Raw genomic sequence first — 15,626 nt, forward strand, 5'->3', positions numbered from 1 at the left:
GCCTTGCCTCGCGCAGTGGATCAGCGGCGGTTCTTTCTTGCCTCGCGGGTTCGGCTCAGCTGGCGCTCGCGCGCCTTTTCCCGGTCGCTGGCGCCGGCCTGGTTGTCGTAGGGGTTGTTGCCCGAACGGAATTCGAATCGAATTGGCGTGCCTCGCACCTTCAGTACCTTGCGGAAGGTGTTGGTGAGATAACGCCTGTAGGCCTCTGGCAACGACGAGGTCTGGTTGCCGTGGACGACGATGATCGGCGGGTTGCTGCCGCCCTGGTGGGCCATGCGCAGCTTGATCCGGCGTCCATTGATCATCGGCGGCTGATGCTCGCTGACGGCATCCTGCAGGATCGAGGTCAGCCGGTTGGTCGACCAGTGGCTGTTGGCGCTGTCGAACGCCTTGTCCACCGACTTGTAGAGGTCGCCGACGCCGGTACCGTGCAAGGCCGAGATGAAGTGCAGCTCGGCGTAGTCGGCAAACCCGAGCCGACGCTTGATGTCCGAGCGCATCTTCTCCCGCGCTTCCCCTTCCAGGCCATCCCACTTGTTGACTGCCAGCACCAGCGCGCGTCCGCTGCTGAGCACGTAGTCGAGCAGGTGCATGTCCTGCTCCACCAGGCCGGTGCGGGCGTCCAGCACCATGATCGCGACGTGGCACTCCTTGATCGCTTCCAGGGTCTTGATGATCGAGAACTTTTCGGCGATCAGGCTGACGTTCTTGCGCCGCCGCACACCCGCGGTATCGACCAGCACATAAGGCTTGCCACGCCGCTCGAAGGGCACTTCGATGGCGTCGCGGGTGGTCCCGGCCTCGTCGAACACCACTACGCGCTCTTCGCCCAGCATGCGGTTGACCAGCGTCGACTTGCCGACGTTGGGCCGGCCGATGACGCCGATGTGGATGCCGGGGTGATGGCCAGCCGGGCCAGCGTTCGGATCGCGCTCGGGGAAGGGTTCCAGCACCTCGTCGATCAACGTGGTGACGTTGCGACCGTGGGAGGCGGCGATCGGGCGCGGATCACCCAGGCCGAGTGCCCAGAAGTCGGCCATCGCGGTGTGCTCCTCGAGGCCGTCGGTCTTGTTCACCACCAGCCAGGTCTTCTTCTGGTTGACGCGCAGGTGGTTGGCGATCGCCTGGTCGGCTGGCATCAGCCCGGCGCGTCCGTCGACCATGAACAGCACAATGTCGGCCTCGTCGATGGCGGTCAGCGACTGCTCCGCCATGGCCGCATCGATACCCTGCTCGTCGCCGCTGATGCCGCCGGTGTCGATCACGGTGTAGGTCTTGTCGCCGAGCTGGCCGCTACCGTATTTGCGGTCACGGGTCAGACCGGGGAAATCGGCCACCAGCGCGTCGCGAGTGCGTGTCAGGCGATTGAAAAGCGTCGACTTGCCGACGTTGGGTCGGCCAACCAGGGCGATAACGGGGTTCATGGCGATTCGCAAAAAAGGCGGTGACAAGGTGGACGGCCGGTGGGAGGGGCGGTGAGGGAGCCCGATACGACCGCTTGATAGCCGGGCATTCTAGCATGCGAAAAGCGTGAAGTCCGAACCCGGTCGCTTTCGTTCCTTCCAACGAACTCGGCCCCGCCAGAGCGGGGCCGAAGCGCTGACGCCGGTGCCGATCAGTTCTGGTCGGAAAGCGTCTTCAGGTCGTAGGCGACCAGGGTGCCATCGTTGCCCAGCGCATAGAGACGGCGATCGCCGGTGAGCAGGGGCAGTGTCAGGCCGTCGCCACCGACATGCACGCGCCCATTCATCTCGCCGGTGGCGGCATCGATGAGGTGGATGTAGCCCTGGTAGTCGCCCACCGCGATGTTGCCGTCGACGAACGACGGCGCGGTCAGCGAGCGGCCTTCGAGGGTGTCGGAATCCCACATCACCCGGCCGGTGTCGGCGTCGATCGCGATCACGTGGCTGGCCGCGTTGACCGTGAACAGATAGTTGCCGACGAGCAGCGGCGTCAGGTAGCTGGACTCCTCGTGTTCCCACAGCACCTTGCCGGAGGTGGCTTCCAGCGCCAGCAGGCGGCCGTTGTAGCTGGTCACGAATAGACGCCCGTCCTGGGTCAGTACCGGTTGGCCGTCGAGGTCGACGAGCTGGTCGACCTCGGTACGGCCCTTCGGCACGGCGACGCGCATGTCCCACAGCGGCTGACCGCTGCGATTGTCCAGCGTCACCAGGCGGCCGTTGGCGAAGCCGGCGAAGGAGACCGGCTCGATGACGCGGGGAGCGCCGGTGCCGCGCAGCGTCAGTGCCGGCTGCGAGCTGGAGTAGACCCACCGCTCGTCGCCATCCAGCCGGTTGAGCGCGGTGACGGCGCCGTCGACGCTCTGTACCACCACCAGCTCGCTGTTGACCTGGGGAGCGGCCAGCACCTCGCTGGAGACCCGCGATTTCCAGTCGACGCTGCCGTCCTTGCGATCCACGGCCAGCACCTCGCCGTTGCGCGTGCCGATGTAGAGACGGCCACCGTCGGCGCCGATGCCGCTGGAGATGGGCGTCCCCAACTCGACCTCCCACTGGGTGTCGCCGCTTTCGGTATCGATCGCACGCAGATCGCCGGTTTCGTCGACGGCATAGAGGGTCCCGTCGTCGACGATCGGCGTGAGCGGATAGCGGGCGCGGCCCAGCCCTTCGCCGATACCCTGGTCCCAGCGCTCTTCGAGGCTGACCTTGGGGGTGAAGTCCTGGAGCTCCTTGGGGGGGTACTGCGGTTCGACGCTACCGGCACAACCGGCCAGCAGTGTGGCGGTCAGTCCCAGGGGCAGAAGTAGGTGAGTCAGTTTCATCAGGTGGCGTCCTCCGCACCGAGATCGTCTAGCTTGAGCTGCAGGCCGTAGATCGTCTGGTCAGCATCCTGGGCCAGACTTTGCGCCTGTCGATAGGCCTTGCGCGCATCGTCCGGGCGTTCCAGCGCGACGAAGGCGTCGCCGAGGACGTTCTGGCGCTGCGCCTCGAGCGCACCTGGCACGGCTTCCTCGAGTGTCTTCAGCGCCGCGTCCGGATCGTCGCTGGCGATCTGAAGACGCGCCAGGTCGATGCGTGCCAGGCCCTTCATGTAGGGGCGATCGCTGCCGTCGGCGACATCGTTGAGCGCCTGGCGAGCGCGGTCCGTGTCGTCGGCGCCGATGGCGATCTTGGCTTCCAGCAGGCCGGCCAGGTCGGCGTAGAGCGTACTGCCATGATCGCTCTGCAAGCCATCCGCCAGGCTGAAGGCCTGCGTGCGGGCGTTGTCGTCGAGCGTGTCGCTGCTGGCGATGGCGATCAGCTGCTGGTAGGCATTGGACGCCTCGGCGGACTGGCCTGCCTCATAGCGCTGCCAGGCATGCCAGCCGAAGACGCCGGCGGCGGCGACGGCGATACCCACCAGCAGCGCGCTGCCGTTCGACTTCCACCACTGTTTGATCGCGTCCAGTTGCTCTTCTTCGGTCCTAAGCTCCGCCACGGGCGGTCTCCTTCTGCGTTCGTCGGCAGTCATGCGGCTGCCGGTACCCGTTCAGGCTTCAGGGGAACTGGCGGTCCAGCCAGGCAATGGCGTCGTCCAGTTCGAGTGTCTGCTGCTCGCCATCCTCGCGCAGCGGCTTGATCGTCAGGCAGCCCTTTTCGATCTCGTCCTCGCCGAGGATCAGCGCGACCCGGGCGCCGCTGCGATCGGCCCGACGAATCTGGCTCTTGAAGCTGCCGCCGCCGCAGTGTACCTGAAGTCGCAGCGCTGGCAGAGCATCGCGGAGGCGCTCGCCGAGCCCTATCGCGTTGCGCTCCGCCGAATCGCCCATCGCCAGCAGATAGGCGTCGGCGCCGCCGTGGGCTTCCGCGGGGATCAGGTCGAGGGTATCGAGCAGCAGCATGAGGCGCTCGAGGCCGATGGCGAAACCGACGCCCGGCGTCGGTTTGCCGCCGAGCTGTTCGACCAGGCCGTCGTAGCGCCCGCCGCCGCAGACGGTGCCCTGGCTGCCGAGGGCGGTGGTGGTCCACTCGAACACGGTGCGCGAGTAGTAGTCGAGCCCACGGACCAGCCGGGGGTTGATGCGATAGCCGACACCGGCGGCATCGAGCGTCGATTTCAACTGCTCGAAATGCTGGCGGGAGGCGTCGTCGAGGTGGTCCAGCAACTGCGGCGCCCCGGCCAGCATCTCGGCCATGGCGGGGTTCTTGGAGTCCAGGATCCGCAACGGATTGGTCGTCAGCCGGCGCAGGGAATCCTCGTCGAGCACCTCGCGATGGGACTCGAAATAGGCGACCAGGGAGTCGCGATAGGCGGCGCGCGCCTCCGGCGTACCCAGTGAATTGAGTTCGAGGGTGACGTGTTCGGCCATGCCGAGCTGGCGCCAGAGACGAGCGGAGAGCAGGATGATCTCGGCGTCGATATCGGGGCCGGCCATGCCGTAGGCCTCGATGCCGACCTGGTGGAACTGGCGGTAGCGGCCCTTCTGCGGACGCTCGTAGCGGAACATCGGCCCCATGTACCAAAGCCGCTGCGTCTGGTTGTGCAGCAGGCCATGTTCCATCGCCGCTCGCACGACGGCAGCGGTGTTTTCCGGGCGCAGCGTCAGGCTTTCGCCATTGCGGTCGTCGAAGGTGTACATCTCCTTTTCGACCACGTCGGTCGCCTCGCCGATGGAGCGGGCGAAGAGGGCGGTCTGTTCGACGATCGGGGTGCGGATCTCGCGGTAATCGTAGCGGTCCACCAGTGAGCGCAGCTGCCGCTCGAGATACTGCCACGCGGGCGACCGATCCGGCAGCAGATCGTTCATGCCGCGAATGGCCTGTAGTTTGTTGCTCAACTGACACTCCTGCCTATAGCAAAACGCCGCAGGCACCCGCCTGGGCGTTCGTCGGTTACTCTCTGATGGTGAGCCGCGGGGCGTCAAGCCTCACGGTCACGCATGCGAGCTCGTGCGCGCTGGATTCACGCCTCGCGGGCGATCAGGTCGCCTGCGCGGCTCTCTTTCTCTTTCGCCTTCTCGCGGATCAGCGCTTCGAGGTCGTCGACGAGATGATCGTTGCGCAGCTTGCTCGCCGGCTTGCCGTCGATGTAGACCAGGTTGGCCGGGCTGCCGCCGGTGAGACCGATGTCGGTCTCCTTGGCTTCGCCGGGGCCGTTGACCACGCAGCCGATGACCGAGACGTTCAGCGGCGTCATGATGTCCTCGAGGCGCTCCTCGAGGGCGTTCATGGTCGCAATGACATCGAAGTTCTGGCGCGAGCAGCTGGGGCAGGCGATGAAGTTGATGCCCTTGGCGCGCAGCTTGAGGCTCTTCAGCATATCGAAGCCGACCTTGATCTCCTCCACCGGATCGGCGGCCAGGGAGACGCGGATGGTATCGCCGATACCATCCATCAGCAGCATGCCGAGGCCGATGGAGGACTTCACCGTGCCGGAGCGCAGGCCGCCGGCTTCGGTGATGCCCAGATGCAGCGGCTGCTCGATCTGCTTGGCCAGCAGCCGGTAGGCGGCCACCGCCATGAACACGTCGCTGGCCTTGACGCTGACCTTGAAGTCGGGGAAGTCGAGCCGGTCGAGATGGTCGATGTGGCGCATGGCCGACTCGACCAGCGCCTCCGGGGTCGGCTCGCCATACTTCTTCTGCAGATCCTTCTCCAGCGAACCGGCATTGACGCCGATACGGATCGGGATGCCGTGATGGCGCGCCGCGTCGACCACCGCCCGCACACGATCCTCGCGGCCGATGTTGCCGGGGTTGATGCGCAGGCAGTCGACCCCGAGCTCGGCCACCCGCAGGGCGATCTTGTAATCGAAATGGATATCCGCCACCAGCGGAACGCTGACCTGGCGCTTGATCTTGCCGAAGGCTTCGGCGGCGTCCATGTCCGGTACCGAGACGCGCACGATGTCGGCGCCGGCCTGTTGAAGGCGCTGGATCTGGGCGACGGTGGCGGCGACGTCGTTGGTGTCGGTATTGGTCATGCTCTGGACGGCAATCGGCGCGCCGCCACCGACGGGGACATCACCGACATGGATCTGTCGGGAGGTTCGGCGGGTGATCGGAGATGGCATATTCATGGCGCTTCTCAGTCTCCCAGGGTAAAGCGGGCGACGTTGTTGCCGCCCGTGTATTGGCTCAGATCGACCGATTCACCGCGGTACCGGAGCCTCACGCCGCTGGCGTTGCCGATGGTCAGCCGGAAGGGGGGATCGCCTTCCGCGCTCGCCTGACTGCCGGCGGACTGCAGACCACTGAAAATCCGGTCGTCGTTGGCATCGTAGATCTCTGTCCATGACTCTTCGTTGAAAGTCAGGGAGAGCGTATCGTCGCTGGCCGCGGCTGGCGTCGCCTCATCATCGGACGGCGCCGTGGAAGCCGTGGAAGACGCGACCACATCGTTGGCCGTCGAGCCGAGCTGCTGGGCCTGGCGTTCGTCACCACTCGGCGTCGTCGTCTCCGCCGACGCGGAAACGCCGGTGTCATTGCCGGCACCGCTATCCGTGGACCCGGCGCCGTCCGTCGAGGCGTCAGCCCCGGCCGACGGCGTGTTCTGCTGTGTGGGCAGCGGCGGCAGTTGCGTATCGGTGTTGGGCGTCATCGCCGAGCTTTCCGTATCCGGCGCTTGTGCGGAAGCGCCGGCGCCATCGTCGTTCAGACGGTCGACGGTGATCGGGCTGTCATCGCTCCCGCCTCCGAAGATCTCGTTGCCCTCACGGCTCTGCCACCACAGCAACGTCAGCGAAATCAGGCCGACGATGACCAGTAGCGTGAACAGGCGAAAGATCCAGGCGCCGACCCGGGAGGGCGCGCGCGCGGTGTGCACCGGGGCCAGTTTTCGTTCCATGTCGCCGCGACCGTGCTTGGCGTCGTAGGCCCCGACGACCCGGGTCTCGTCGATACCCAGCAAGCGCGCATAGGCCCGCACGTAACCCCGCCGATAAGCGGCGATGGGGACCTGGTCGAAGCGGTCCTCCTCGAGGCCCGTGACCACGATCGGCCGCAGATTCAGCTGCAGCGCGACGTCTTCGAGACTGAGTCCCTGACGCTCGCGCTCGCTTCGGAGCATGTCGCCTGCCGTTTCGGAAGAGAGGCCGGGCGCGTCGTGTTGCTTGGTCGATGGTTCGTTCATTTCGCTCATTGGCGAAAATCCTTCTGATCTCTTCCCGAGTCAGGACTCGAGTACGGGGTCTGTTGGCCTCAGGCGCCGCCCAACTGCTGACGGTAAAAGGCGGCACGCGCCGAGTCCCCCTGGGCGCTGGCGATCTCGCTTGCCAGGCGCAGGCTCTCGGCGTTGGTGCCGGCCACGGTGAAATAACGCTGCAAGCGTTCCCAGGCGCGTTCGTTGTTACCCTGCGTATGATCGATGCGAGCCAGGGCCAGCAGGCTGCGGGCGTCCCGCGCGTCGATATCGAGCGCGCGCTCGTAAGACCGGCGAGCTGCAGTCGCATCGCCGCTGGCCATCTCGCATTGGCCCAGATTCGCAAAAAGCTGGGCCCGATTGGTATAGGTGATATCTTCACTGGCGACGCTCAACTGCTCGCACGCCTTGGCGTACTCGCCGCGCTGATACAGCAGTGCCGCGTAGTTGTTGCGTATGCGCGTGGCCTTGGGTTCGGCGTTCAGCGCTTGCTGGAAGAACCGGTCCGCCAGGTCGAGATCGTTCTGGCGCTGATAGAGCAGCGCCAGTCCCTCGAGCGCACCGCTGTCCCGGGCGTCCAGGCTCAGCGCGTGCTCGAGGGCCTGCTGCGCACGGGGCAGGTTGCCTTCGGCGAGATAGGCCTTGCCGAGTCGCGTGTAGGCTGCCGCCGCATCCTCGGGGCTGTCCTGCTTCGGTCCGTTGGACGAGACCGCCGTGGCGCAGCCGCCCAATAGACACACCAAGCCCATCGCGATACATAGCGGCCGTATCGAAAATGGACGAGGTTGGCGAGTCATTCACGGCTCTCCCAGGTTACGGGATGGCGACGAACCGAAGGTCGAATCCCGAGCAACTGATAACAAAGCGGTTTTGGGGCCCCCATCAAAGCGCCGGACCGGAGCGAAGTCAAGGTGACGCCCGTTTGGCCCGAGGCCAATCGGCGTGCGCTCCACCGCCTCCGGCGAACGCGCCAATTCAGTCGGCGTCCAGTTGGATCGACTGGATATAGCGCTCGTGCCGTTTGGTGCGATCCTTGACCTTGCCCACCAGTTGCCCGCAGGCCGCATCGATGTCGTCGCCCCGGGTCGTACGCACCATCGCGGTGTGTCCGAGCTCGTAGAGCCAGCTCTGGAAGCGCATGACCTGATTGCGCGACGGCTTCTCGTATCCCGAATGGGGAAACGGATTGAAGGGGATCAGGTTGATCTTGCACGGCAGCTCGTCGAGCAGTGCGACGAGTTCCTGGGCATGCACCTGCTGGTCGTTGACGTCCTTGATCAGGGTGTACTCGATGGTGATGTGACGCGCATCGCCGCACTTGGCGAGGTAGCGCTGGCACGAATCGAGCAGCTTGCGAATGTTGTACTTGCGATTGAGCGGCACCAGTTCGTTGCGCAATTCGTCGTTGGCGGCGTGCAACGAGATGGCCAGGCTCACGTCGATATCGTCGCCCAGCTTGTCGATCATCGGTACGACGCCGGAGGTGGATAGCGTCACCCGGCGCTTTGACAGACCGTAGGCGTTGTCGTCGAGCATCAGCTTCATCGACGGCACCACGTTGTCGTAATTGAGCAGAGGCTCGCCCATGCCCATCATCACCACGTTGGTGATGGCGCGGCGTCCGTCCGGTGCGCTCATGCGACCGCCGGCCCGCTGCTGCGCGACCCAGACCTGGCCGATGATCTCGGCGCTGGTCAGGTTGCGCTGGAACCCCTGCTTGCCGGTGGAGCAGAAGCTGCAGTCCAGCGAGCAGCCCACCTGCGACGACACGCAGAGCGTGCGACGCGTGCCGCTGTCGGCCGGAATCAGCACGGTTTCGACGTAGCTGCCATCCTCGACCTCGAGCACCCACTTGCGGGTGCCGTCGCTGGAGGTCCCTTCGTAGACCACGCTCGGGCCACGGATCTCGGCGTGTTCTGCCAGTCGGGCACGCAGCGGCTTGGAGAGATTGGTCATCGACTCGAAGTCGTCGCAACCTTCCTGGTGGATCCACTTCATGACCTGGGCAGCGCGAAATTTCTTCTCGCCCAGAGAGACGAAAAACGCCTCCATCTGCTCGCGAGAGAGCCCCAGTAGATTGGTGCGCGGGGTAGCGGTAGCAGCGCTCATAGCAACGGCATCGGCTCGAGAGTGGCGGGGGGTCCGAAGACGGGGAGGACCGACCGGCGCAAGAGGCCGGTCGGTCGACGAATCAGCTGCGCGAGCAGAGTTCGTCGTCCTTGAAGAAGTAGTCGATTTCGCGGGCGGCGGATTCCGGCGCGTCGGAACCGTGCGCGGCGTTGGCATCGATGGACGACGCGAAATCGGCGCGAATGGTGCCCGGGGCGGCTTCCTTCGGGTTGGTGGCGCCCATCAGCTCGCGGTTCTTGGCAATCGCGCCTTCGCCTTCGAGGACCTGGACCATCACCGGGCCGGAGGTCATGAAGCTGACCAGGTCGGCGAAGAAGCCACGCTCCTTGTGCTCGGCGTAGAAGCCTTCGGCCTGCTCCTTGGAGAGGTGCAGCATCTTGGCGCCAACGATCTGCAGGCCCGCTTTCTCGAACCGGCTGTAGATGTCGCCGATCACGTTCTTGGCAACGGCATCGGGCTTGATGATGGAGAGCGTACGCTCGGTGGCCATGACTTCGGTCTCCTGGCTGTGGTGAATCACTCGCGATCGTCGCGAACGAAAAAGTGATGAAGATGCGAGACGACGCGCCCCTGACCGATCGCATCGTCAGGTGGCGCGCCGTCCGAAATCGTCGCTGGCCGGGGTGGCGGGCACTTGCGAGGTGCCGACACGCCAGCCGAAAAATCGCGCCATTGTAGCGCAACCCCGCGACCGACGCACCCCGGGCGTCACCGCGCCGGGGCCGGGACGGCATGGATGCGGAGGTGGTTCAGACGTTGAAACTCTCGCCACAGCCACACTCGTCGGTCACGTTGGGATTGTTGAAGCGGAAGAAGCGGTTGAGCCCTTCGCTGACATAGTCCACCTCGGTGCCGTCGAGGATCGCCAGCGCGTCCTTGTCCACCAGCACCTTGACGCCGCGTTCCTCGAACGCGATATCGCCGTCGCGCAGGTCGTCGGCGATGTCGAGCACGTAGCTGTAACCGGAGCAGCCGCTCGGCTTGACCGCCACGCGTAGCCCCAGGCCGCTGCCTCGCTCCTCCAGGACATGACGAATCTGGGTGGCGGCGGATTCACTGATGGTGATGTTCTGCATGATATTTCTCCTTGCCGGAAGGGAGCGGCGCTGGCGCCGTTCCCCTAGCGATGACTGAGGGCGGCGGATTTCGACGGCTGACGCAAGCCGTTCAGGGCGCGGCTTATGTCGGCCACGGCCGCGTCGATCTCTTCGAGGGAGGTGAACCGGCCAAAGCTGAAGCGGATCGAAGCCAGTGCCTGGGAGTGCGGCACGCCGATCCCCTTGAGCACGTAGGAGGGCTCCACGCTGGCCGAGTTGCACGCCGACCCGGTGGATACGGCGAGTCCGCGCAGCGCCATCAGCAGCGATTCGCCATCCACGCCGTCGAAGGCGAGATTGACGATGTTGGGCACGGACCGGTCCTGCGGCGAGTGGTTGTGGATGCCGCCGCAGTCGGCCAGCCCGTCGAGGAACCGCTGGCGCAGTGCACGGACGTGTTCGCCGTCGGCATCGCCCTCGTCGCGTGCCAGCGCGCACGCCTCGCCCATGCCCACGATCTGGTGGGTGGGCAGGGTGCCGGAACGCATGCCCCGTTCGTGACCGCCGCCGTGGATCAGCGCCTCGATGCGCAGTTCCGGGTCGCGGCGAACGTAGAGGGCACCGATGCCCTTGGGACCGTAGACCTTGTGTGCCGATAGCGACATCAGGTCGATACCCATCGCGCCGACATCCAGCGCCAACCGGCCGGTGGCCTGAGCGGCGTCGACGTGAAAGCGTGCGCCGAACTCGTGGGCGACGGCCGCCAGGCCGGTGAGGTCGTTGACGCTGCCCAGTTCGTTGTTGACCGCCATCAGCGAGACCAGGACGGTGTCCTGGCGCATCGCCTCGCGCAACTGCTGTGGCGTGATCAGGCCATCGTGTCCCGGTGTCAGCCAGGTGACCTCGAAGCCTTCCGCTTCCAGTGCGATCGCGGTATCCACGATCGCCTTGTGTTCGATGATCGAGGTGACCAGATGGCGACCGCGGCCGCGGTTGGCACGCATGAAGCCGGTCAGCGCCAGGTTGTCGGCCTCGGTGGCACCGGAGGTCCAGACGATCTCGCGCGGATCCGCGCCGATCAGGTCGGCGACCTGGCGGCGGGCGTTCTCCACCGCCTGTTCGGCCAGCCATCCGGGCATGTGGCTGCGCGACGCCGGGTTGGCGTAGACCCCGTCCAGCGTCAGATGACGCATCATCTGCTCGGCCACCCGCGGATCGGTGGGGGTGGTGGCGGCGTAATCGAGATAAATCGGAGCGCTCATGGCACGGAAGATCTCTGGCAGTCGGTCGAAATGGCGTCGGACGCGTTATGCTGAAGTGTAGTCGCTGGACGACCCGGCTAGCGCGTCGACACCGCAATCGTGGCACCGTGGTCGGCGAAGGCGTCGGGTTCGGGGCGGGCGGTACCGCGAGCCTGTTCCCGGCGCACCAGTTCCTGCAGGCTGATATCGCTCAGGAAGCGCTGAATCTCGTCCGACAGATCGCACCACAGGTGATGGGTGATGCACTTGCTGCCCCGATGGCAGTCCGCCTGCCCCTGGCAGCGGGTGGCATCGACCGATTCGTTGACCGCATCGATCACGCCCGCCACGGAGATGTCCGCCGGCGCACGACCCAGCAGGTAACCGCCGCCCGGCCCGCGCACGCTGCTGACGAGTTGGGCCCGCCGCAGTCGCGCGAACAGCTGCTCCAGGTAGGAGAGCGAGATGTCCTGGCGCTTGGAGATGTCCGCCAGGCACACCGGCCCCTGATCGGCATTGAGGGCCAGATCGAGCATCGCGGTCACGGCGTAACGCCCTTTGGTGGTCAAACGCATCGGCGGGTATCGGCTGTCGCTGCATCGGTGCCGGCATTATGGAAAAACCCAGTAAGACGGTCAACCATTCGGCTGAAGGCGGCCGGAAAACGCGCGGCGTGCTCCGGCGATGTCAGGGTCTTTCGCGCAGGCGCTTGTCGATCGTGCCGAGAATGCCGCGCAGGATGTTCATCTCCATCGAATCGAGATGGGCGCGCAGGAACAGCCGGCGCAGACGTGCCATCAACTGGCGGGGATTGTCCGGGTCGTGGAAATCGATCGCCGTCAGCGTGCTCTCGAGATGGACGAAGAAGCGCTCGAGATCGGCATGGGTCGCCGGCGGGTTGTCCCACTCGACGCCGAAGGGCTGATCCATCTCGCCGGTCGTGGTGTTCACCGCAGGCGTGGCGGTCTCGTCCATGGCCAGAAACGCCTGGCGGCACTCGTAGGCGAGCACCTGCACGGCGGCGGCCAGGTTGAGCGAACTGAAGTCCGGATTGGTCGGGATGTGCACGTGCTGATGGCAGCGCTGCAGCTCGGCGTTGGTCAGGCCGGTATCCTCGCGACCGAACACCAGTGCGACTCGGGCGCCATCGGAGGCCAGCGCTTGCGGCAGGCCTTCCGCCAAGGCGCGCGGGCTGACCATCGGCCACGGCAGATGGCGCGATCGCGCGCTGGCACCGACCACCAGCGTGCAGTCGGCGACGGCTGTTTCGAGTGCGTCGAATTGCCGCGCGGCATCGACCAGGGTGTTGGCGCCGGAGGCGCGCGAGTATGCCTCCTGGTCCCTGGGGTCGCAGCGCGGGGTGACCAGGGCGAGATCTTCGAGGCCCATGTTGCGCATGGCGCGCGCGGCGGCACCGATATTGCCGGGGTGGCTGGTACCGATGAGGACGATACGAATTCGGTCGAGCATGTCGAGCATAGAGAAGGCGGACATCAGGCAGTGTGGAAACCGGGAAAACCCGCAGTCTAACATGACTGGAGAGGGGCGCTTCTGCTAGACTGCGCGGCGTTCTTTAACAGCTTCCGACACCCCAAGGCCAGATCCATGCATCCGATGGTTCAATATGCGCTGCGTGCCGCTCGCAGCGCCGCTGAGCAATTCGTTCGTATCCGTGACCGTCTCGAGGTCAATCATGACGAGCACGCGACCGCCAGTCTGCTCGAGGATACGGCGCGCAACGCCGAGACGCTGATCGTGCATCAGCTCACCCGCGGTTATCCGCAGCACGGTATCTCCGGGCGCTATACCCCTTATCGCGAGGGCAAGGGCACCGACAAGGAGACCGTGTGGCACATCGAGCCGATCCACGGCGAGTCCAACCTCGGTGTGGCGAGCCGGCAGTTCGCGATTTCGATGGTGTGCCTGGTCAAGGGGCGTCCGGAACACGCGGTGATCGTGTCGCCGTTCAGCGATGACGAGTTCCTGATCAGTCGCGGCCGCGGAGCCCAGGGCAACGGCAAACGCCTGCGCGCGTCCAAGACGGTCGGCATCAACGGCGCCAGGGTCGCGCTGGCCTGGCCGACCCAGGAAGCCCGCTCGCGCTGGCTGCCTCAGTATCTCGGCGTGGTCGAACGACTCGGGCCGCAGATCGATACCCTGACCGGTTCCGGCTGTGCGCTCCTCGACATGATCGAATTCGCCTCCGGCCGCGCCGACGCGGTGTTCGTGTTCGGGCTGGAAGAGCAGGATCGCTTGGTCGGTTCGCTGATGCTGAAGGAGGCCGGCGCCTTGACCGGTGCCCTCGACGGTTCGCCCAGCATCGAAGATGGCGGCTGCCTGATGGCCGCCGGCCCGCGTCTCTACAAGGCGCTGGCGCAGCAGTTGAAGGCGAGCGTTTAACGCCTCGGGTGCCACGCCCGAAGGGCTCCAGAGGCCCTCGAGATGAAGCCCCTGAACAGAGACACCCCGCCGGTTTTGCCGGCGGGGTGTCTCTGTTTCCGGCCCACGTTTCCGGCTTACGTTTCCAACTCATGGTGCTGAATCGCATCCCAGCGCTGAGCGCGGCGCCGGGGCACTCCGGCGCGTTCAGATACGCTTGCCCAGATTCACGAACAGCGTGCTGGTGCGCGCGTTGTCGGGATCGACGCTGGCGCCGAGCTGGGTATCGACGCCCCAGAGCGTGGCCCGCGCCCCGAGGTCGACCTCGACATAGTCACGGTCGAAGGTGAGCTTGGGTACGCGATAGTCGCCCAGCTGCGGCAGACTCTGCAGAGTCGCCGCGACCCCCTCGCTCTCCTCGAATTCGTGGTTGTAGGTGAGCTGCAGGTAGGGGTTGAGCGTCGGCCCGTGGCGGCGGATCTGCCAGCCGACCCGGCCCACCAGCGAGTCGATGTCCTGGTCGGGATAGCTCAGCGAGGTCGAGGCCTGGCCCTCTTCGTCGTAGCCGTCGAGTTTGACCCGCTGCCAGGTCACACCGGCGATCGGCCCGGTGCGCACGTCGCCCTCGGGAATCGCGAAGGCGCGTAACTCGTAGCCGGCGTTGAGCGCGGCGGTCAGGTTGCTGCCCTCCGGGGAGCCGCGGTGGTGGCGGGTCGCGCTGCCCAGTTGCACTTCGCGGTCGATATCGTAGTCGAGCCAGCTGTAGCTTAACTGGGCATTGGCCCAGGCGCTCTCGGCATACCAGCCGGAGAAGAGCCCGACGGTGGTGTCCTTGCGCTGGAAGTCGCCGCGGCCGTCGCCGAAGTCGGCATCCTGATCGCCGTAGCCGACGAACCCGCCCAGCACCAGTCCGTCCCGATACCAGTCCACCCCGAACAGCCCCGCCGGCATGCTGGCGTCATACAGATCGCCGGAGTCGAGCTGCTGATGCTCGGCACGCAGATCGCCCCACCAGCGCAGGCCGTTGGCCAGCGGTACCGCGTTGAGATGCTCGGCTACCCGGTTGGCCCGCGAGCGCCCGCCGAGGAGCGCCGAATGGGTCAGCAACTGCTGCTGCTGCGGTGCCTCGAGCAGCGAGATCACGTACTCGCCGATGATCCGGTGGGTGGCGGTGGTGGGGTGGACGTCATCGGCGAACACATAGCTTTGGTCGGCGCCGGGGGCGACCAGGGTATCGGGCGTGCACAGCGGCAGCGTCTGGGTACAGGTGCGGTCGGTGACATTGGTGAAGCCGTAGGCGGCGGGTTCGGCGACCACCTCCTGCAGCAGGCCGAAGGTATCCACCGGGATCACCTCGGCGCCGCTGGCCGCGACCGCGGCGTAGAGCGCGCTGTTGTACTGGCTGGCCAGCGCGGTGGCGCCGGCGCTGGTGGCGGGATCGCCGTTGAAGCGTGGCGTCAGGCCGAAGTCGGGGATGTTGAACAGCAGCACATGGCGAGCGCCGGCATCTTCAAGCGTGGCGAGAATGCCTGCGGTGCCGGTGACCGCTGTGGTGATGGTGCTCTGGGCGTCGGCGCCGCCGGCCACCGCGAACAGGTCGTTGGCTCCACCCCATACGGCATAGAGGGTATCGCCATCGGCCACACCGCCGGTGCTGGAGAGATAGGTCGCGACCTGCTCGCCGAGGGCGGGTGCCGCGCCGAACGGGGTCGCCGCCGGGGTGGTCACCCGGGCGCCACCGGCGGCGTAGTCGTTGCCGC

At 66.0% G+C, this 15,626-nt stretch carries 15 protein-coding genes; 1 reads left to right on the forward strand and 14 read right to left on the reverse strand.

The window, feature by feature from the left end:
* Positions 1–20: 20 nt before the first annotated feature.
* The 13 genes from der to Q0602_RS03530 all read right to left on the reverse strand — a co-directional run bounded on the left by der (position 21) and on the right by Q0602_RS03530 (position 12,957).
* Positions 21–1,424, reverse strand: coding sequence for a ribosome biogenesis GTPase Der (gene der / locus Q0602_RS03470; protein WP_149433645.1), 1,404 nt, complete (start codon positions 1,422–1,424; stop codon positions 21–23).
* Positions 1,425–1,615: 191 nt separating this feature from the next.
* Positions 1,616–2,782, reverse strand: coding sequence for an outer membrane protein assembly factor BamB (gene bamB / locus Q0602_RS03475; RefSeq protein WP_298839032.1), 1,167 nt, complete (start codon positions 2,780–2,782; stop codon positions 1,616–1,618).
* The gene (locus Q0602_RS03480) at positions 2,782–3,438 is read right to left on the reverse strand and encodes a tetratricopeptide repeat protein (protein WP_295038035.1); all 657 of its coding nucleotides are present in this window, start codon (positions 3,436–3,438) and stop codon (positions 2,782–2,784) included. Before Q0602_RS03480 ends, bamB begins: the two co-directional genes overlap by 1 nt.
* A gap of 58 nt (positions 3,439–3,496) precedes the next feature.
* Entirely contained in the window at positions 3,497–4,777 is a 1,281-nt protein-coding gene (hisS, locus tag Q0602_RS03485) for a histidine--tRNA ligase (protein ID WP_298839036.1), read from the reverse strand.
* 125 nt (positions 4,778–4,902) lie between these two features.
* Positions 4,903–6,018: a flavodoxin-dependent (E)-4-hydroxy-3-methylbut-2-enyl-diphosphate synthase gene (ispG, locus tag Q0602_RS03490; protein ID WP_149433649.1), complete on the reverse strand. Its 1,116-nt coding sequence runs from the start codon at positions 6,016–6,018 to the stop codon at positions 4,903–4,905.
* Between the two features lie 8 nt (positions 6,019–6,026).
* Entirely contained in the window at positions 6,027–7,079 is a 1,053-nt protein-coding gene (locus Q0602_RS03495; protein ID WP_298839039.1) for a RodZ domain-containing protein, read from the reverse strand.
* Positions 7,080–7,138: 59 nt separating this feature from the next.
* Positions 7,139–7,876: a type IV pilus biogenesis/stability protein PilW gene (gene pilW / locus Q0602_RS03500; RefSeq protein WP_298839042.1), complete on the reverse strand. Its 738-nt coding sequence runs from the start codon at positions 7,874–7,876 to the stop codon at positions 7,139–7,141.
* A 178-nt stretch (positions 7,877–8,054) separates the two neighbouring features.
* The gene (gene rlmN / locus Q0602_RS03505; RefSeq protein WP_295038026.1) at positions 8,055–9,188 is read right to left on the reverse strand and encodes a 23S rRNA (adenine(2503)-C(2))-methyltransferase RlmN; all 1,134 of its coding nucleotides are present in this window, start codon (positions 9,186–9,188) and stop codon (positions 8,055–8,057) included.
* A gap of 82 nt (positions 9,189–9,270) precedes the next feature.
* Positions 9,271–9,699, reverse strand: coding sequence for a nucleoside-diphosphate kinase (gene ndk / locus Q0602_RS03510; RefSeq protein WP_295038024.1), 429 nt, complete (start codon positions 9,697–9,699; stop codon positions 9,271–9,273).
* Between the two features lie 259 nt (positions 9,700–9,958).
* Positions 9,959–10,285: an iron-sulfur cluster assembly accessory protein gene (locus Q0602_RS03515; RefSeq protein ID WP_295038022.1), complete on the reverse strand. Its 327-nt coding sequence runs from the start codon at positions 10,283–10,285 to the stop codon at positions 9,959–9,961.
* Positions 10,286–10,329: 44 nt separating this feature from the next.
* A complete protein-coding gene (locus Q0602_RS03520) occupies positions 10,330–11,508 on the reverse strand; it encodes an aminotransferase class V-fold PLP-dependent enzyme (RefSeq protein WP_298839046.1) in 1,179 nt (392 codons plus the stop codon).
* A gap of 77 nt (positions 11,509–11,585) precedes the next feature.
* Positions 11,586–12,062 (reverse strand): Fe-S cluster assembly transcriptional regulator IscR, encoded by a 477-nt coding sequence (gene iscR / locus Q0602_RS03525; protein ID WP_295038014.1) that lies wholly within the window; start codon positions 12,060–12,062, stop codon positions 11,586–11,588.
* 112 nt (positions 12,063–12,174) lie between these two features.
* The gene (locus Q0602_RS03530; RefSeq protein WP_295038047.1) at positions 12,175–12,957 is read right to left on the reverse strand and encodes an RNA methyltransferase; all 783 of its coding nucleotides are present in this window, start codon (positions 12,955–12,957) and stop codon (positions 12,175–12,177) included.
* 135 nt (positions 12,958–13,092) lie between these two features.
* Between Q0602_RS03530 and Q0602_RS03535 the strand changes: the two genes are divergently transcribed.
* A complete protein-coding gene (locus Q0602_RS03535) occupies positions 13,093–13,887 on the forward strand; it encodes an inositol monophosphatase family protein (RefSeq protein WP_295038012.1) in 795 nt (264 codons plus the stop codon).
* A gap of 186 nt (positions 13,888–14,073) precedes the next feature.
* Here Q0602_RS03535 and Q0602_RS03540 read toward each other — a convergent pair.
* Positions 14,074–15,626, reverse strand: a 1,553-nt coding sequence (locus tag Q0602_RS03540) for an autotransporter domain-containing protein (RefSeq protein WP_298839051.1), incomplete at its 5' end; no start/stop codon positions are given.

Origin of the sequence: uncultured Salinicola sp., assembly GCF_937921195.1 — a bacterium.
Taxonomy (GTDB): domain Bacteria; phylum Pseudomonadota; class Gammaproteobacteria; order Pseudomonadales; family Halomonadaceae; genus Salinicola.